This window comes from Mycetocola miduiensis (genome assembly GCF_900115155.1).
Taxonomy (GTDB): Bacteria; Actinomycetota; Actinomycetes; order Actinomycetales; family Microbacteriaceae; genus Mycetocola_A; species Mycetocola_A miduiensis.
In genome coordinates this window covers 200,273-218,269 of sequence record NZ_FOVM01000003.1, presented here as the reverse complement: position 1 = coordinate 218,269, position 17,997 = coordinate 200,273, and the positions used below count along the sequence as shown (strand labels likewise).

At 63.8% G+C, this 17,997-nt stretch carries 12 protein-coding genes and 1 pseudogene; 3 read left to right on the top strand and 10 right to left on the bottom strand.

The genetic code is table 11. The annotated features are described in order from the left end of the window. Positions 1 to 61: 61 nt before the first annotated feature. Positions 62 to 302: pseudogene (locus tag BM197_RS16590) on the bottom strand (LssY C-terminal domain-containing protein); the annotation flags it as partial. Positions 303 to 475: 173 nt separating this feature from the next. On the opposite strand from BM197_RS16590, the gene BM197_RS06870 reads away from it, so the two are divergent. Next, positions 476 to 952 carry an OsmC family protein gene (locus BM197_RS06870; RefSeq protein ID WP_090710010.1) on the top strand — a complete coding sequence of 159 codons (477 nt, stop codon included), beginning with the start codon at positions 476 to 478 and terminating at the stop codon, positions 950 to 952. Between the two features lie 331 nt (positions 953 to 1,283). On the opposite strand, the gene BM197_RS06865 is transcribed toward BM197_RS06870, so the two are convergent. Further along, complete coding sequence (locus BM197_RS06865) at positions 1,284 to 2,324, bottom strand: LacI family DNA-binding transcriptional regulator (protein ID WP_090710008.1); 1,041 nt, start codon at positions 2,322 to 2,324, stop codon at positions 1,284 to 1,286. A 124-nt stretch (positions 2,325 to 2,448) separates the two neighbouring features. Here BM197_RS06865 and xylA point away from each other — a divergent pair, with 124 nt between their 5' ends. Further along, positions 2,449 to 3,639: a xylose isomerase gene (gene xylA / locus BM197_RS06860; RefSeq protein WP_090710006.1), complete on the top strand. Its 1,191-nt coding sequence runs from the start codon at positions 2,449 to 2,451 to the stop codon at positions 3,637 to 3,639. 61 nt (positions 3,640 to 3,700) lie between these two features. After that, positions 3,701 to 6,037, top strand: a complete 2,337-nt coding sequence (locus tag BM197_RS06855; protein WP_090710004.1) for a hypothetical protein — start codon at positions 3,701 to 3,703, stop codon at positions 6,035 to 6,037. A gap of 120 nt (positions 6,038 to 6,157) precedes the next feature. Here BM197_RS06855 and BM197_RS06850 read toward each other — a convergent pair whose 3' ends face one another. The 8 genes from BM197_RS06850 to BM197_RS06820 form a co-directional block, all read right to left on the bottom strand. After that, positions 6,158 to 7,144, bottom strand: coding sequence for an aldo/keto reductase (locus tag BM197_RS06850; RefSeq protein WP_177216752.1), 987 nt, complete (start codon positions 7,142 to 7,144; stop codon positions 6,158 to 6,160). A gap of 4 nt (positions 7,145 to 7,148) precedes the next feature. Next, positions 7,149 to 8,225: a Gfo/Idh/MocA family protein gene (locus tag BM197_RS06845; RefSeq protein WP_143095019.1), complete on the bottom strand. Its 1,077-nt coding sequence runs from the start codon at positions 8,223 to 8,225 to the stop codon at positions 7,149 to 7,151. Next, complete coding sequence (locus BM197_RS16100; protein ID WP_143095018.1) at positions 8,222 to 10,546, bottom strand: hypothetical protein; 2,325 nt, start codon at positions 10,544 to 10,546, stop codon at positions 8,222 to 8,224. The genes BM197_RS06845 and BM197_RS16100 overlap by 4 nt, the downstream gene beginning before the upstream one ends. Positions 10,547 to 10,598: 52 nt before the next feature. Then, positions 10,599 to 12,239: a glycoside hydrolase family 43 protein gene (locus BM197_RS06840; protein ID WP_090709999.1), complete on the bottom strand. Its 1,641-nt coding sequence runs from the start codon at positions 12,237 to 12,239 to the stop codon at positions 10,599 to 10,601. Next, on the bottom strand, positions 12,236 to 13,069 hold the full coding sequence (locus BM197_RS06835; RefSeq protein WP_090709997.1) for a carbohydrate ABC transporter permease: 834 nt from the start codon (positions 13,067 to 13,069) through the stop codon (positions 12,236 to 12,238). The genes BM197_RS06840 and BM197_RS06835 overlap by 4 nt, the downstream gene beginning before the upstream one ends. Continuing rightward, positions 13,066 to 14,046 carry a carbohydrate ABC transporter permease gene (locus BM197_RS06830; RefSeq protein WP_090709995.1) on the bottom strand — a complete coding sequence of 327 codons (981 nt, stop codon included), beginning with the start codon at positions 14,044 to 14,046 and terminating at the stop codon, positions 13,066 to 13,068. Before BM197_RS06830 ends, BM197_RS06835 begins: the two co-directional genes overlap by 4 nt. A gap of 71 nt (positions 14,047 to 14,117) precedes the next feature. Then, entirely contained in the window at positions 14,118 to 15,431 is a 1,314-nt protein-coding gene (locus tag BM197_RS06825; RefSeq protein ID WP_177216751.1) for an ABC transporter substrate-binding protein, read from the bottom strand. Positions 15,432 to 15,593: 162 nt separating this feature from the next. Continuing rightward, positions 15,594 to 17,900, bottom strand: a complete 2,307-nt coding sequence (locus BM197_RS06820; RefSeq protein WP_090709992.1) for a hypothetical protein — start codon at positions 17,898 to 17,900, stop codon at positions 15,594 to 15,596. Between the last annotated feature and the right edge of the window lie 97 nt (positions 17,901 to 17,997).

Below are 17,997 nucleotides of genomic sequence, written 5' to 3'. Positions count from 1 at the left end.
CTGCACGGAAATTCGGGAGCGAATCACCCCATCTAGGGGACCTGCGTGGAAGGAGGACGCGGATGCTGTCACCTCCGCCGTTGCGCGAGTGATACCCCGCGGAGAAGTCCGCGATCACATCCACTCGTACGTCGGGATCGCTGTGCACCGGGGTAGAACCGCACGCGATGCCGCTTGGCCGGATTTCCCGCGACCTCCTGCTGGTAGGCGAGGTCCTGTTTTCGTCCGAACAGAAACAGAGGGCACACCGGCGCCTCGTCGTAGCTTCGCCGGCTGAGGGTGGGCATCACTACCGGCCGAGTAAGTCCCGCGTGAAGGTGTGCGACGGAGCAGCACTGCCGCCATCGCACTGATCGGAATCCTTTACTTCCAAGAGTCCGCCTCGATGGGTTCGTCTTAGAGCGTCATATTCGTGTTTCTCCTCGGGCCGGCACCTTAGGCTCACAAGAAATACCAACACTCGAAGGAGATCGGCATGCCGCTGCACACCAAAGGTTCCATCATCGAATTCAATCTTCATGGAAAAGGGGAGGGTGTTCTCCAAGAGATCTCCATCGAAGGAAGCGACCACTCAATCCGCGCAGAGGGCCATCCCGCGTTCGGAGGAACCGACAGTGCACCAAGTCCCCTCGACTACGTTCTTGGAGCGTTCGTCTCCTGTAACCAGGTGACCTCCAAGATCGTTGCCCTCGGGCAGGGCATTGTGCTCGGAGAGTTCAACGGCCGTGTCGAGGCAGAACTCGACAACTCGGTGCTCGTCTTCGGTGCAGACGGCAACGCGAACTTCTCCAAGGTTGTTCTTACCGTTGAGGTCGAGACCGAGCTGGACGACGCCGCGTTCGACGAGTTCGTTGCTGAGGTTGCTCGGAGATGCCCGCTCACCCAACTGTTCGTCCGCGCCGGCGTGGAGGTCGCCACCAACTGGACTAACAACGCCCTCGTCCGCGCCTGACACAGCCCAGCCGAGGATCTGCGCCTTCCAGGCGCCGGGCGTGGAAGTGTCGTCGCGTTGCCGTTCCAATACGCCGCGTTCGTCAGCGAAGTCCCCATCGCGCTAAGCGCAGCTTCCTGGTCCAACGGGACCAGGAAGCTGCGCTTCAGTTCGTACGCGCTGGTTCGGGTGCCGTCGACCTGCTGTCACTGGTCAAGAGTCAGACTGCAATTCTGATTCCTTCGCCGCGTAGCCCTAGAGATGTGTGGCGTCTCAGCCTCCTGGCCTTTGCTCACGCGAGACTCAATTCGTGGGTCGGGTGGATAGCAGCAGCGGTCGACCGAGAGGATGCTCACGCGGGGCCGGTACTCGCGCGGGCTATGAACGAGGGGACGCTGTGCAGCTCGACGGACGGTGCCGCCCCGCGCACCATACGGAGCAGAGCTCGCGCGGACTGCGCCCCGTAGCTCAGGACGTCGCGCCGCATGGCGGAAAGGCTTGGGCTCATTCGCTGACAGAGGAGAGAGTCATCCCACACCATGACCGAGATGTCGCGCGGCACGTCGAGTCCCCGTTCGTGCAGTGTCGAGAGAACGGAAATCCCGACGAGGTCGTTGTCGCAGAGGATGACACTCGGCCGTACCTGCTGGTCGAGCAGGCGATGGGTGAGTGTCTCGGCAGAATCCGGTGTGTCGTCCAGCTCGAACACCGTCGGCTTGGGGAGCCCTGCCTCCCGAAGTGCCCCGACCATCGCTCCAGTTCGGGTCATGCTGTGGAGCAGTGTCCCTGACTCGCTTATCCTCGCGAAGCGTCGGTGGCCGAGAGCGAGCAGGTGGGCGACGGCCTCACGCATGCCGGCCTCGTCGTCGGTCCAGATTGATGTGACAGAGGCGTTCGCGACGGGGCCTCCCGCAACCACGGTGGGCATGCCGAGCTTCTCGACGAGGCGAATTCTTGGATCGGCGGCGCGCGGGTCCAGCAGGAGGACGCCGTCGACGGTCCTCCTGGCCCACCACTTCTCCAGGGTCGACATCTCGGCATCGACATCGGGAACCACTTGCAGCGTGAGGGAATGGCTCTCCCCTGACAAAACCTCGCTCACTCCGGCCGTGAAAGAACCGAAGAACGGCTCGGTCGCCACCACCTCGGCTGAACGCCCGATGACCATGCCAATTGTCTCGGAACGGGCAGACGACAGCCGCCGGGCGGCGTCGTGCGGGGACCAACCGAGGCGGGCGGCCACATCCAGAATTCGGTCTCGGGTCTGGGTGGACACACCGGCCCGGTTGTTCAGAGCGTAAGACACGGCCGCTGTGGACACCCCGGCAGCTCGCGCGATGTCACCGATTCGAGGGCGGCTGGCGATCTCCTGGCCTGATGTTTCGTGAGTCACTATTGCATCTTATGCGGTTAAGTGTTTCGCTGGTCGCGGCTGCAGGAAGGGGAGTGGGCGGTCCGCCCGCTCCGCCTACCAGCCGCTCGATTCAACGGCGAATGCCCCTACCTTTAGGACAAAAATGACACTTACGCCTTCCCGAGACGACAAATTCTCCTTCGGCCTGTGGACGGTCGGCTACAACGGTGCCGATCCCTTCGGCGGTCCAACGCGCAAGCAACTCGATACGGTCCATGCCGTGGAGAAGCTGGCCGAGCTCGGCGCGTACGGGGTGACCTTCCACGACGACGACCTGTTCCCCTTCGGTGCGTCGGACGAGGTCCGGCAAGGGGAGGTCGACCGGTTCAAGCAGGTCCTGGCCGACACCGGGCTGATTGTTCCCATGGTCACGACCAACCTGTTCAGCGCCCCGGTGTTCAAGGACGGTGGCTTCACCTCCAACGACCGTTCGGTGCGCCGGTTCGCGCTGCGGAAAGTGCTGAGGAACGTCGACCTCGCGGCCGAGCTCGGCGCCAAGACTTACGTCATGTGGGGTGGCCGTGACGGGGCGGAGTACGCCCATTCGAAGGACGTCCGTGTCGCGTTGGAACGATACCGCGAGGCCGTCAATCTGCTGGGCGACTACGTCACCGACAAAGGCTATGACATCCGCTTCGCAATCGAGCCGAAGCCGAACGAGCCCCGCGGCGATATCCTGCTGCCTACGCTCGGCCACGCGATGGCGTTCATTCAGACCCTCGATCGTCCGGATTTGGTCGGCATCAACCCGGAAACCGGGCATGAGCAGATGGCTGGGTTGTCCTTCACTGCCGGCATCGCCCAGGCGCTCTACCAGGGGAAACTCTTCCACATCGACCTCAATGGCCAGCGGGGTATCAAGTACGACCAGGACCTCGTCTTTGGCCACGGCGACCTCTACGACGCGTTCGCTCTCGTAGATCTGCTGGAGAACGGGGGCGTTCAGGGCGGACGCTCCTATGACGGCCCGCGCCACTTCGACTATAAGCCAAGCCGCACCGAGGACGAGGCGGGCGTCTGGGAGTCCGCGCGTGCAAACATGCGCAACTACCTGCTCCTCAAGGAGCGGGCGGCCGCGTTCCGTGCTGACCCGGAGGTGCGGGAGGCACTGGAAGCTGCCAAGGCACCCCAGCTCGCACAACCGACGTTGGGCGAACACGAGAGCTACGACGACCTCCTCGGCGACCGCTCTGCTTTCGAGGACTTCGACGCGTCCGCCTACTTGAACGGCAAGGGATTTGGGTTCGTGCGCTTGCAGCAGCTCGCCACCGAGCATTTGCTCGGGGCGCGCTGAATCGGCTCCTTGTCTCTCTCAACTTCTCCTCTTGTCTCCATCCTTCCTAGAAAGCGAACAAATGACTAACTTCGAAACCGCGACCGGACTCGCAGTGACGCCCTTCGATGCGGAGAACGGCACTGGGCTGCAACTCGGCTCCGGTGACGCCGGACTCTTCGCAACTTCGACGCCCGTCCGCCTCATCACCGATGACGGCGTCGTTACCGCCCGCGCATACGACTCCGTCGAGCAAGACGAGGAGGCGAGCCTCGGCCGGCTGGACACCGTTCTTCCCGACGGTACCCGCGTCGTCGTGCTGGACCGCTGGTCACCCTCGTCCGAGGGTGACAGCGTGCAGGTGAGCCGTTCGATCTCGATTCCGACGGCAGGCTCCGCTGCCGGGGTCCGCGCCGAGCTCGTAGTCGAAAGCACGGTGCCTGCACAGCAGGCGGACTGGCAGTTCTACGTAACAGGTGCCCTATACAACCGCAACGACACGGACCTCGACGGCAAAGAGGACTACCTGGGCGGCTACGTCCAGGAGTACCGCGACGACCGCAACGGGCACCTAGCCGTCCTTGCCTACCTGCCGCAGGAAAATCAGGGCTTCAGTCTGGCTCGCACAAGCGTCCCCACCTTCGACTCAGCCATCTCCGATGACGAACTCGTGAGCGGAGTGGTCATCAGCGACTCGGACATCGGCTCCCTCGGCATCGACTCACGTGAGGGTGAGCCCCTTGCGCTTCGGGCGGGATACCCTTTCGGTGAGGAAGTCACCTTCAGCCTGGAGACCAGCGGTCGTGGATGGGCCGGGTTCCTGCCGATCAGGGAAGGTCGCACCGCCGTCGTCGAGTACGAGTTGCGAACGTTCTTCGCCGAGGACCTGACGGAGGCCATCTGGAGCGTCACGCAGCGGCAGATCGCGCGCCTGCAAACACGCCCCGCCGAGCTTCCCCTACCCATGGAAGAACTCGAGCGACACCGCTTCCTTCTCACCCAGCTCTACTTCAAGGACTGGGACGCAGAGGTGGACCCGAAGCGTCCGGCCGGTTACATGACGCACTTCTCGCCTCGGAAGGGCGAGACCCTCGGCTCGCTCATCGAGTTCGGTTTCACCGGCGCCCAAGCGCTCCACGCCCTCAACGCGATCCGCCGCGGCTACCGCGAAGATGCGCCGCTCTGGACGGAGCGTGCTCGGAAGGTCCTCGACTTCTTCGTGCGTGAGATGCAAGCCGAGAATGGATTCTCCGAAGGCATCTATGACACGCAAAGCAAGGACTTCGTCCGGTGGTTCACGGGCATTCTTCTGCCATTCCAGTACTCGGACGACGATTCGGAGGCACTGGCGTACCTTGGCAGCCAGATGACCAAAGCCCTCGGGCCAATCGCCCGGACCTTGCGCACTGTGCCGGGCAACTACACGCGCACGATGTGTGAGTCCATCTTCCCCCTCCTTCTCGCGTATGAGGAGGAGTCCCGCCACGGCATCGATCAGAGCCAGTGGCTAGCGGCGGGGGAGCGGTTCGGAGCCTTTCTCCTGGCCGCGCAAGGAGAGGACGGCGCTTGGTTCCGCGGGTACTCACCGGAGGGGGAGGGACTCACCAACCCTGTCGAGTGGTTCGGTAAGTCCTCCGTCGAGCAGCGATCAGGCACGATCTTCCCGATAGAGGTGCTCGCGGCTCTGCACCGGATCACCGGCAAGGCTGAGTACAAGCAGGCCGCGCTCCGTGCGGCCGACTACATCACTGACACCTTCGTCCCCGGTATCCTTTACTGCGGCGGCCTCAACGACACGTCGCACATCAAGTCGGTGAAGATCGACTCAGTAGGGGTCATGTTCGCCATGCGGTCACTCATCATGGCGTACAAGCTTGGCGGCGACCAGCGTCACCTCGGCGCAGCGCTCAAAGCGGCGAAGGTCCTGAGTTCGTGGCTGTTCCTGTGGGACGTGCCCTTCCCCAAGGGGTCCCTGCTCGACGTCGGTGGATTCCGGAGCACCGGCTGGGCGGTCTGCGACGCCATCCCAGGGGGCGGCTACGTGGACGACGAGTTCCTCGAATTCGTCGGCGACATGCTCGACATCGCGCAAGCCGCCGAGGAGCCGGACCTCGTCGACATCGTCGAGATCGTGCTCGCCGGCATGCAGTATGGGCTCTCCATCCCCGGCAACATGCTCGGCTACGCCGCACCGGGCATCCAGTGCGAGGGCTACATGACGTCATACTGGCTGAGCGCTCCCGAGAAGACCGCCTTTTCAGGAGCGGTGAACAAGAAGAAGGGCGACGACAACGACACGTGCAACGGGCTCGTCAACGCCCAAGCCCTCTATGGTCTGGACACCCTCCGCAACACCTTCGGCACGATCGAGTTCTCCGAAATCCGTCGGATCCTGGGGGCGACGGGCCAAGGAGCCTGAGTCGCGGTTGACGCGACATTGAACGGCGAGACGGGGGCCGCGGCCACAGGCCCGGCCTCCGTCTTACCAATTGGGAGGCCGCGTAGACGCTCGCAACCAAGTACCTTCTTCAGCAGTCTTCTAGGAACGCTGACCACTGAACTCGGCCGTCGAATCCCATCCCGTGGAGCAGCGGTCCGACTCCAGGTTCACGTAGGCGCACTCCTCCGGAGTGAGGACGAGGTCTGCAGCCGCCATGGAGGAGCGGAGCTCGTCGATCGTTTGAGGGCCGATAAGGGCGAAGGCGCTGAAGCGTTGTGAAAGCACGAACGCCAGCGCAATCTCGGTGGCGGACACCCCTCGCTGAGCGGCGGTCTCCTCGGCGCGCTCCCGGCGTGCGAAGTTCTCATCGTTGAACCACACCCGCACGACATCCGCGAGGGCGGGGTTCACAGCGTCAGCGCGGTCGAATCGGCCGGTGAAGAAGCCGCTCGCCTGACTGGACCAGGCGAAGAGCGACAAATCACGCTCCTCGTACCAGCGGCGAGTCGGCAGATCCGACGCGCTGTAGCAGTCCGTCCAGGTCGCCTCGTTCCAGAGGGCGAGCGAGAAGTTCGGGCTGCTGACCGTGAACCCGACGAGGCCGTGCTCAGCGGCGTACGCATTGGCCTCCTCAATCCGGTGAGGGAGCCAGTTGGAGCCACCGATGGCGCGGATGCGGCCGGCCGCGACGTGCTCGTTCATCACTTCCACGAACTCACCCGCGGGGATCGACGGGTTGTCGCGGTGCATCATATACACGTCCGCGGTCTCGATTCGGAGCTCCTCCAGCGAACGGACGAGGTCACTCGTGACCAATTCCGGGTCGGCCGACGTCGAGCACGCGCCCTTTGCGATGATTGATAGTCGGTCACGGATACCGCTGCGAGTGATCCACTCGCCCACGACCCGCTCGCACGAGCGGTCGATCCCATAGATGGCGGCAGTGTCGAGCGTGTTTCCCTCCAGCCGGACGTATTCGTCGAGCAGGGCGAACGCGTCTTTGCGGGCGTCGATCGACATGGCAGCGGTGCCCATGACCAGCCTCGACACAGGAACGGGCACTCCGGGAATGGTTCCAAACTGCATTTTCCTAGTCCTCCTCATCCGTGGGAAAGCGAAGACCGATGGCGCGGCGCCAGCTGTCCAAAGCCCGCATGTTGCCGAGCGAATCGGCGAGGTCCATTACAGGTAACGGCACCGAGCCGGTGCGGACGTACTCGGCGAAAGTGTCGACCTCAAGCGCATACAACGGCCGGTCGCTCGGGATGACTCGCGACTCGATCGTGTCGTTTCGCTTGATGAGCAGTTCGGGGGTGCGGCCTCCAATCTCCGGCTGCCACGGGTTGCTGATCGTGATGCTTCCCTCGGTACCCCAGAGGTGGGCAATCGAGGGGATGTCCACCTGGTTGCCGCAGGTGATGCTCGAGATCAGTCCGTTCTCGAACTCGAAGACCCCGACGCCCCACTCGTCCACCCGGCTCCTCTCGCCGATTCGGGCGGTTGCTCTGGCCGAGACGGGTTCGGCGAAGCGCCGGCCGGTTCCGATGCCAGCGACCAGCCGGGACAGCGACAGGCCGTAGCATCCCAAGTCCATCAGGGCGCCCCCGCCCGCTGCCCGTTGCATCCGGTAGTTGTCGTACCCGCCGTGCATGTGACCGCCGAAGGAGGACTCCATGACGCGCACCTCGCCGATCACACCGTCTCCGAGTAGGCGAACGAGCTCAGTCATCTGGGGATGGGCGCGATACATATACCCCTCGAGGAGCGCGACTCCATGCTCCTCCGCAGTTTGGGCAGCGCGGGCCGCTTGGGCCGCGTTCAGGGCGATCGGCTTCTCGCAGAGGACGTGCTTGCCCGCGCGGGCGCTCTTCTCTGTCCACTCCAGATGGAGGTGGTTCGGAAGGGCGATGTAGACGGCGTCGACCTCATTGTCGTCAAGAAGCTCTTGGTAGGAGCCGAAGTGCTTAGCGGCCCCATGTGCCGCCGCGAGCTCTGCCGCTCGCGCCGCGTCCCGGCTCGCTACGGCCGTCAGAGTGCCGAAGCGAGACCGCAGTACGTCCCGTGCGAATTGGGGAGCGATGTAGCCGACCCCGAGAATTCCCCAGCGCAGCGGCGCGTGGGATGCCTCCTGGGGAGCGATTTCGCCCCTTGCCTGCAGGTTGGTCACTTGTTCACCCGCTCGTGCTGGAAGATTTGGTTGCGAAGCTCTGAGAAATCGGAGGTACCGTAGGCGTCGACGAGACTGTAGATGCCGTAGGCCGCCTGGGCATTGGTGAGTGCGTTGCAGGTATCGTTGTCGTCGCCCTTCACCTTGTTCACTGCGCCGGAAAACTCCGTGGTGTCAGGGGCGCTGACCCAGTACGACGTGAGGATCCCTTCGCACTGGATCCCCGGGGCCACATAGCCGTGGTCGTTGGTAGGGGTTGAGACCCCGTACTGCATCCCGTATTCGACGAGCTCGGCGATGTCGAAAAGCGCGGGCTCACCGGCAAGCTCGGCGATGCGGACGAGATCTGCAGTGAACTCGAGGAATTCATCGTCCAGGTAGCTACCTGAGGCAATGACGTCGCAGCCCGCCCAGCCGGTGGACTTGAACCCGGCCTCGGCGAGAAGGGTACCCTCCGGCATCGGAACGTCCCACAAGTAGACCCACGAGGAGAGGATCTTCGCTGACTTCACCGCCGCGTCGAGGTAGGGCCTCCGCGACGTGGCCTCGTAGGCTTTGAGGAGCGAGCGCATGAGGAACATCACGCCGACAGCATCGGTTTTGACCGACTTGATGTGGGTCGTGTCGTTGAGGCCGCCCATGTATACAGTCGGCTCGACGTAGTTCTGGATGATGAAGTCCGCCGCCTTCTCCGCGGCGGTCAGGTACCGCTCGTCCCCGGTGAGGCGGTGCAGCATCGTGAGAACCGGGACGGGAAAAATGGTCCCGCTTTTTTGCTCCACGTAAGATTTGCCGAACCAGGCGCCTGGGGACGTCAAGCCGTCCCCGCTCGGCTCGTATGCGCGGAACCATGACCCATCCTCAGCCTGCGCGTCCAGCAGGAACTCGCCGAACCGACGTCCTGTGGTCAACCACTCGTCGTTCGTGCGCCCGTTGGCGGCATCCAACTCATACGCGAGCAGGATCGGGTAGAACGACTCGCACATGGTTCTCATGTAGTTGCCTTCAACCTCCCGCAGCTCGCGAGCGATCGGCATCAGGGCCTCGGCCATCTGCCTTCCGACGAAACGGCGCACATCCTCCTCGTCCTCGGCGTACTGGAAGGGCATCAGGATGCCGGTGAACCAGTAGGTGAACCTGTCGTGGATTGGGTCGTAGATGCCTTGGGAGAACCCGTTCTCCAGCTGGCAGTGCCGGACGAAGAAGTCGATGACCGACCGTGCCCTGTCCTGGTAGAGCCGCACGTTGGTGCGGTAGCCGTAGGCGAGTTGCGCCCACGCGACCAGTGTCTGGTCGCCGGAGAACCCGAATTCGATGAGCGAGCCCCGGACCTCGCCGGAGCGGGGCGAGAAGTGCACGAGGTAGCCGGCCGGCTCTTTCTCATTCTCGTCCTTGCTCCACTTGCGGTAGTTGAGCTGGGTCAGCAGCTGGCGGTACTCCACGGACTCGTCAAGGCTCACATCGGGGGACGGGCGCTGCGTTCCTAGTTGCTGCCGCTGGTGCTCGAAGAGTGCCCAGATGGCCTCCGTGAGGTCGGGAGTGCCGACTTCGATGCGAAACTCATACGAAAGGTTCATTTCCAGGTCAGCCGTCAGAGGAGCGTACGCCTCCCATCCGGTGCCTGCGGTGTCGAGGGAGAAGCTCCGCTCCTCCGCGAAGGGGTAGCTGGCGCGGAGCGTGACTGAGCCGTCCGATCCGGGAGCGAGACCGAGAGAGCCGATGTCAGTGGACTGCACGAAACTCCTCGCCCGCAAGTCGTCGGCACTGATCGCGGTATCGAAGGTCGGAACTGTCGTGCGGGCGATGGAGAAGGCCGTCCCCGTCTTCGGCGAGCGGGCGAGCGCCGCCAGCGCTCCGTTCTTGTCGTCACGCAGGTCCTGCGTGTAACTGCCGAGATAGTCCTCGACGCCGTCCCCGTCACCGTCATTGCGGTTGTAGAGAGTGCAGGGCAGGTAGTACTGCCACTCGGACTCCGTCGTCCCGGTCGTCCGGCTCACTCCTTCCAACCGAACCTGGAGCCCGGAGCCGGATCCCAACGCGACCACCGTCACGCGACGATCCAGGCGAACGGCGTTGTCGTCTGCGACGCTCAGGAGGTCGGTCACGCTCACTACCGTCCCGTCAACCAGTTCCACGTGCGCCTGGCCACGAACTGAGCCGTTGTCGTCGTCGACCGTGTCATATCCGGAGCGGGCCGGTTCGTGGTCGAGGACGGTGACGATGACCGGGGTGGTCAGTTCGACGACGTCGTCGCCGCGGCGCACGACAACGACGGGACGACTCGCAACGCTGTCGATGTTGAGGGAGACGGGCTGGGCCATGGTGTCCTTTCGTGGGTTGTTACGGATGCGACCGTTGGGAGACAGGCGTCGGTCACGTCGCCGTCTTTCCCGCCAGCTCCTCTGGTCCGGCGACCTCGAGAACGGAGAGTTGGACTGAGCCACCGTCCTCGGCGCTCGGGTTCGGCCGGTAATCGAACCAGTCGAAATGCGCGGGCGTGGAGCGGCCGGACGGGAACGCGACGTACAGCCCGATAAGAACGCCGGTGAAGCCGCCGGCGAATTCAGTGGCGAGGAAACGGGACTCGACAGGATCGCTCGTGTGCACCGTCCCGAGGCGGGTCGTAGCGGAGAAGACGTAGGAGTCGACGTCCCCAACGACGCGAAGCATCAGGTCGCTCTCGTCCGTTTCACCGACCACCGTGCAGAGATCCAGTCGCCCGATCACCTGGCGGAGGACGATCTCCTTGACGGGTCCTCGCCGTCGGACGCCGAAGGCGAAGAAATGGTTGTCGTTCATGCGCACCGCAATGCCGGCTTCCTCGCCGTCCAAGGCCGGCGAGTATTCCAGCCGCGTCTGCGCCTCGAAGGAGTAGTGCTGCTGCCGACGGCCCACGAAGCACGGGAACGGGTCTACGAGACCGACAGCCTCCGCCACGAGCGTCAGCCATCCGGGACGCGTTCCGTGCAGCACCTCAGCATCGAGGGGTTGGCGGACGAACTCCCATTCCGCTCGTAGACGGAGTCCGTCGAAGTCGTCGCGCGTAGTTATGGGGGACGGTGCGGATGCCGGGAGCGGTGGGCGCGGCTGCTCGACCTCGATCTTGCCACCGTCGCCAACTGTCGGCCATCCGTCCTCGCGCCACTGTACCGGCGCGAGGAGGGTCTCGCGCCCGAGGAGATGGCGCGGCCACTGGCCGACCGGGCGGACCCCGAGGCACACCAGCCACCAGTCGCCGTTCGGCAGGGTCACGAGGTCGGCGTGACCGACGGCCTGCAGGGGACTAGCGACGCTGCGATGACTCACCAGAGGGCCATGCGGGGAAGCCTCGAAAGGGCCCCAGGGCGAGGTCGATCGTCCGATGGTCACCATATGGCCATATTCCGTCCCGCCCTCCGCGAGGACGAGGTAGTAGAAATCGCCCCGGCGATAGAGGTGCGGCGCCTCCGGGTAACGCGCGCCGGTCCCGCCCCAGAGGAAGCGAGGTTCTGCGAGTAGGCGGCCGGTCATCGGATCCACCAGCGACTGCTGGATGCCGCGCTCGAAGCCCGGGTTCTCTACATGGGGCCCGGCGGGGTGCGGTTCGATATTCGATGCGAAGTACGCGAGCCCGTCCTCGAAGTAAAGAGACGGATCGATTCCATTCTGGTCGACCCACACCGGATCGGACCAGGGGCCGGCGGGGTCGGATGCGTGGACGATGAAGTGCCCTCGGCCGGATACGTTCGTCGCGGTTACGAAGAAGAGCCCGTCATGGTAACGGATGGTCGGTGCGTAGATTCCTCCTGATGCCGCGGCACCGGACAGGTCCAGTTGGCTCCGCCGGTCGAGGACGTGCCCGAGTGGGAGCCACGACACAAGGTCGGTGCTCGTGAATATTGGGATGCCGGGGAAGTACTCGAACGAGCTCACCACAAGGTAGAAGCGGTCTCCTACGCGGCAGACGCTGGGATCGGGATGGAAGCCGGAAATGACGGGGTTGGTGAAGGCGGTCGCGGGCGAGGGACTTGTCATCCCTTGACCGCCCCGGCCATCAAGCCCTCGACCAGATGGCGCTGCAGGAACAGGAAGAGGACAAGCACCGGAATCACGGCGACGACGCCCGAAGCCAGGAGGGGGCCCCACTGCACGGTCAGGTTGCCCATGAAGCCGGCGACACCGAGCGGCAGGGTCTTGCCCTCGTCCGCGTTGATGAGCACGAGGGGGAAGAGGTACTCGTTCCACGAGAAGATGAAGGAGAAGACTGCGATCGCAATGACGCCGGGTCGCGCGACGGGCAGGAGAATGGCCCACAGCACCCTCATCCGAGAGGCGCCGTCGATCCGGCCTGCTTCCAGCAGCTCCTTAGGCACCTGCAGGAAGAAGCTTCGCAGCATCCAGATGCAGAAGGGGACAGTCAGGACCAGTTCGACGAGGACGAGCCCGACGAGGTTGTCGACGAGGCCTAACCGGCTGAGGAGCGTGTACGCGGGCACGACCACCACGACGCCGGGGAACATGTAGGTGAAGAGGATGAGCTGTCCTGCCGCCTGTCCGATTCGGGTGGGGAAGAACGCCAGGCTGTAGGCGCCGAGTACTGCGACGACAACGGTCAGGGCAGTGACGATAACCGCTACGAGGATGCTGTTGCCCAGCCAGGTGAAGATCGGTGTGGCGGAGAACAGCTGCACATAACTCTCGGCGCTGAAGGCCGACGGGAACAGCGCACCTGAGAACAACTGGGACGGCGCGGTGATCGACGAGATGAACAGCCAGTAGAACGGGAAGGCCGAGTACACCGTCGCGGCGAGAATCGCGAGCAGGAGGAGAACTCGGCGGTTGGTTTTTGACTCGAGAATCTTCATCGTGACTCCTTCTCGCTGCGGCGCACGTAGGTGAAGTAGAGGGTGGCGAGGATCGCGATTGTGATGAGCATCAGGACGGCCCAGGCTCCGGCCTCCCCAATTTGCAATCCTTTGAACGCGACCTCGTAGGTCTTCACGGGAAGAATCATCGTGCGGTCCGCGGGACCGCCACGCGTCGACAGGTAGACGAGGTCGAAGTTGTTGAAGTTGAACATTGTGAAGATGAGGGCGACCGTCAGCAGGATGCCGCGGAGGTGCGGCAGAGTGACGTTGGCGAATGTGCGCAGCCGGCCCGCGCCGTCTACGGCAGCCGCCTCCGTGAGCTCGCGCGGAACGCTCTGCAGCCCAGCGAGGAAGATGATCATGGTGAAAGGCACGCCCCGCCACACGTTCACCCCGATGACCGTCCACAGCGCAAGCGACTCGTCAGAAAACCAGGCGAGGTCTCCCCAGGCCGGGTTTACCTGCGCCAGCAAGTTGTTGATCACGCCGTAGAGGTCGTTGAGCATCCACTTCCAGATCAGGGCGACGACGACGACGGGCGTCACCCACGGGAGCAGGAACACGCCGCGGAGGATGCCGCGGCCGCGGAAACGCTGATTGAGCAGCAGAGCGAAGGCGAGGCCGATCACGATCTGCAGGGCTACCGACAGGGCCGTCCAAATCAGGGTGCGGCTGAAGGTCGACCAGAAGCTGTCATCGGTCAGGACCTCGATGTAGTTTTCGAGGCCGATGAAATCGGCCACCGGGCTGAGGAAGCTGCGATCGGTGAAGCTGTCGATGATGACCGAGACGAGGGGCACGCCCATCAACAGCACGATGACGGCGGCGGCCGGCAGCAGGAGGAGTAGGCCGGTCAGGTTCTCGCGGCGCGCCTGCCGAGACTTCTTGTGAGGGAGGGGGCGAGGACGTGGTCCCGACACCTTTCGTCGCGGCTGGTCTGCGGGCTGCGTTTCAAGATCGGATGTGACGTTCATTGTCGCTCCAGGGGGAAGTGAGGGGCGGACGGGGTTGGGTTCCCGTCCGCCCGTTCAGCGGACGTGCTCGACTACTTGATGGTGTCCCGCATCTCATCTGCGACGCCCGCCGCCGCCTCTTGCGGGTCCTTGCCCTGCTCGATAACGGCAGTCGCCGCCTTGGCGATGAGGTTCAAACCCTCCCATTCACCGGCGTGAGGGTTGGGGAGCCCGAAGATCCACGCATCCGGGAGGCTGGTCTTCACCGCCTCGATGAGCTCGGCGCTCGCGACGACCTTTTCGTTGCTCTGGTAGGTCTCGCTGTCCTGGACCTCCCCGAGGACCGGGAAGAAGGATGTCGGGTTGACCAGGATGAGCTCTTCGTAGTTCTTCGGGTCGTAAAAGTACGAAAGGAAGTCCTTCGTCTCTTCTGGATGCTCCCCACCCTTGAACGCGAAGACGCTCAGGTTGCCCATGAAGGCCCCGGCACCACCGTTGGATGGAACTGGGACGGTTCCGAACTGTTCCGCGACCTCCGGGCCGGCAGCGTCGAGCGCTGACTGCATCCAGCTGCCGTAAATGAACATGCCCAACTTGCCGGTCGTCATCGCAGCCTGGGCTTCGGGACGGTCGTAGCCACCCGAGCCTGGGGGCGAGTACTGCGCGAGAGAGCTGTAGAACTCGAGCGCCTCGACGGACTTCTCCTCGTCGAAGGTGACGGTGTTCGGGTCGTCCCTGTCGACGATGTCTCCACCGTTGGAGAGGATAAGGCTGTACAGGCTCTGGTTCGTGACCTGGCTGGTCGACGAAGGAATCAAGATGCCGTACTGGTCGTCGTGGGTCATCGCCTTGGCGGCGGCCTCGAGTTCATCCCAAGTCTTCGGCGGTTGCAGACCGGCGGCCTCCAACATCGGCTTGTTGTACCAAAGTACGACCGAGTTGTGGACGAGGGGCAGCGTGAACCAGTCGCCCTCCTCAGTCTTGCTCAAATCGACGAGGGACGACGCGGAGTCCGCGAACGCCGCTTCGCCGCCGATGGCATCGACGACGTCGTTCAGTGGCTCGAGCACGCCCTGCTCCTGGAACGACGCGCCGAACGCCACCGACCCGATCGAGGCGTCGGGGGCGTTCCCGCTCTGCAGGGCGGTCTGCCACTTGGCGAAAATATCGGACCACGGAATCGTGACGAGCTTGACGTCGACGTTGGGGTTGTCGTCTTCGTAGGCCGAAATGATCTTCTCGAAGACCTCGACCTCCGCCTCGTCGGTTTCCGGGTTCCAGAACTCCAGCTCGATCTTGCCGTCTGCGGTCTGCGATTCCGACCCAGAGTTAGAGCAGCCGGTGCCGAGCGCGACCATTATGAGCGCTACGGACGCTGCGACGTACTTCTTTGTGTGCCTAGGCATCGTTGCCTTCCTTTTGGCGAGAGACTCGCTAATCGACATTGATTATGTCGAAAACTTTCGAAAAGGTTCCGACCGAAAGCACGCTAACACATTCGTAAATGAAGGACAAGGACTTCCAGACTCAGGGCTCCTCGATATCGAAGCCTGGCGTCGCCGCTCGACCTAAGGCGCGCCCACCCGCTCACGAATGAGCGGCAGGTTGAGCGTTCCGTACGTCTCCCGAATGGCGTCCAGCCCAAACAGGGCCGCTGCGTTGACGAAACCGTTACACGTGTCGTTGTCATCACCCTTGACCTTGCCGACCGCTCCCGAGAAGAGTGTCGACTCAGGCGCACTCAGCCAGTAGGACGTCATGAAGCCCTCGCACTGAATGCCCGGAGCCGCATAACCAAGCATGTTGCCGGGAATGGACGTGCCCTGCTGCATCCCGTTGATGACAAGCTCGACGATGTCGACGAACGCCGGCACGCGACTCGCTGCTGCCACGTCGAGGAGGTCCCCGACAAACTCGAGGAACACATCCTCCACATAGGACCCGGCGGGGATGGCGTCGCAGACAGCCCACCCTGTCGTCCGGAACCCCCCGGTGGCGAGGAGGGTGCTCACCGGGAACGGGACGTCCCAAAGGAAGAGCCAGGACGTGGCAATCTTCGCCGCCTTCACCGCGGCCTCTAGGTGCCGGGTCTCGCCTCCAAGTCGGTAGGCCACGATGAGCGACCGCATCGCGAAGAGCACGCCCGTGGAGTCGATCTTGACCGACTTGAGCTGCGCCGTGTCGTTAAGTCCGCCGCAGTAGCGGACCTCTGGGACGTAGGTGGTCGCGATGAAATCGGCGGCCCGGAGAGCCGCTTCCTTGTACTCGGGCATACCGGTGAGGCGATGCAGCGTCGCGAGTACCGGGATGGGGAATATGGTTCCCGACCGCTGCTCGACCGGGCCGTTCCCAAACCATTCGACAGGATGGGTCAGGGGCTCGCCCGATGGCATATACCCGCGATACCAGGAGCCGTCCGGTTCCTGGTTCTGCAGCAAGAATGAGCCGAACCGCTCGCCGGATTTCAGCCAGTCGGCCTGATGGACGCCGTGCCGGGCCTCCTCCTCGTAGGCGAGCAGCACGGAGTGAACGGCTTCGCACATCGTGCGTGTGTAGTTCCCCGGGACTCCGCGGAGTTCCTTGGCGATGGGGGCGAGCGCCTCGGTGACCTGACTGCCGAGGTACGCACGCAGTTCCTCCTCGTCCTCAGAATATTGGAAGGGCATAAGGATTCCTGTGAACCATTGGACGAAGCTCCTGCTTCGGGTGTCGTACAGCCCCTCCGCGAATCCGTTCTCAGACTGGCATTCGCGCACGAAGAAGTCGTTGACCATCCGCCCGCGCTTGATCCATAGTGGTACCCCCTCCCGGTATCCGCGGCGAATGGCGGCGAGGGCGTGGAGAGATTGGGCGCCTGTGAACCCGAACTCGATCAAGGACCCGAGCGTCTCGCCTTCTCGGGGTGAGAAGTGGGTGAGGTAGCCGGCTGGCCTGCGCGGGTCCTCGTCCGCTGTCCATGCCCGGAAGTACTGTTGCGTCAGCGAAAAGCGGTGGCGCTCCAGCTCCTCCAGAGGCAGGGGGAGAGGCGACGGCGCCGTACGCAGACGGAGCCGCTGCCTTTCGCCGACACTCCAGATCGCCTCTGTGAGGTCAGCGGCGGGGACGACGCGCAACTCATACTGGACCGCGGCGCGGTGGCCGGCGACAACCGGGAGATATCCCGCCCACCCTCGGCCGCTCGTGTCGAGACAAAAGGTCCGCTCCTCGCCGAATGGATACCCTGCGCGGAGGCGAAGGGGCCCGGTCTCATCGGGGATCAGGCCAAGCGACCCGATATCTGACTGCTGTACCACAACGCCGGACAGAAGCTCCGCCTTGGACACGGGGGTATCGTGGCCGGGGACGCTGGTCCGCGCCAATGAGATCCCGAGTCCCGGGCCGGCCAGGTAGGCGAGTACTGCAAGATGGCCGTTCCGATCGTCCCGGTACTCCTGTACGTAGGTGCCGAGGTAGTCCTCGAGGCCATCGAGGTTCGTGTCGTTCCGGTTGTAGCAGGCACCAGAGATGAAGAGCTGCCAATCGGCATTCTCATCTGAAAGCGCCGCGTCCACGACGAGCTCCGCCCGTACACCTCCTGTCGAGCCCGCTTCCTCAATAGTCAGCGTGCGATCGACGAAGAAACTGTCGCCCTCGGGCGATGGGTTCCATCGGTCCTCCAGCACCACCCGGGTGCCCTCGTTCAACCGGGCCTCGAACAGGCAGATGAGGGAGTCGCGGTCCCGCTCGACGGAGTCGTACCCGCCCGAGGCAACCTGGCCGTCCGTTGTCCGCACCGACGCCGGGATTGTAAGGCGTGCCGCTTCCCGGCCGTTTACGCGCATCTCCAGGCCGACGCCGCGCGGCGCCGGAGACGGCACCAGTTCGACAGATGTCATTGCTTCTCGCTTCCTTGATAGCCGGGCGCCTTGACGTCGAAACTTTGCGAAGGCGGACAGAGCGAAACTATCAAACACGAACTTGCGTGCGCCAGAC

What these genes read in the sequence shown, in the direction of transcription:
- BM197_RS06870 (WP_090710010.1), top strand. Translation starts at nt 476, where the DNA reads ATGCCGCTGCACACCAAAGGTTCCATCATCGAATTCAATCTTCATGGA.
- xylA (WP_090710006.1), top strand. Translation starts at nt 2,449, where the DNA reads ATGACACTTACGCCTTCCCGAGACGACAAATTCTCCTTCGGCCTGTGG.
- BM197_RS06855 (WP_090710004.1), top strand. Translation starts at nt 3,701, where the DNA reads ATGACTAACTTCGAAACCGCGACCGGACTCGCAGTGACGCCCTTCGAT.
- BM197_RS06850 (WP_177216752.1), bottom strand. Translation starts at nt 7,144, where the DNA reads ATGCAGTTTGGAACCATTCCCGGAGTGCCCGTTCCTGTGTCGAGGCTG.
- BM197_RS16100 (WP_143095018.1), bottom strand. Translation starts at nt 10,546, where the DNA reads ATGGCCCAGCCCGTCTCCCTCAACATCGACAGCGTTGCGAGTCGTCCC.
- BM197_RS06840 (WP_090709999.1), bottom strand. Translation starts at nt 12,239, where the DNA reads ATGACAAGTCCCTCGCCCGCGACCGCCTTCACCAACCCCGTCATTTCC.
- BM197_RS06835 (WP_090709997.1), bottom strand. Translation starts at nt 13,069, where the DNA reads ATGAAGATTCTCGAGTCAAAAACCAACCGCCGAGTTCTCCTCCTGCTC.
- BM197_RS06830 (WP_090709995.1), bottom strand. Translation starts at nt 14,046, where the DNA reads ATGAACGTCACATCCGATCTTGAAACGCAGCCCGCAGACCAGCCGCGA.
- BM197_RS06825 (WP_177216751.1), bottom strand. Translation starts at nt 15,431, where the DNA reads ATGCCTAGGCACACAAAGAAGTACGTCGCAGCGTCCGTAGCGCTCATA.
- BM197_RS06820 (WP_090709992.1), bottom strand. Translation starts at nt 17,900, where the DNA reads ATGACATCTGTCGAACTGGTGCCGTCTCCGGCGCCGCGCGGCGTCGGC.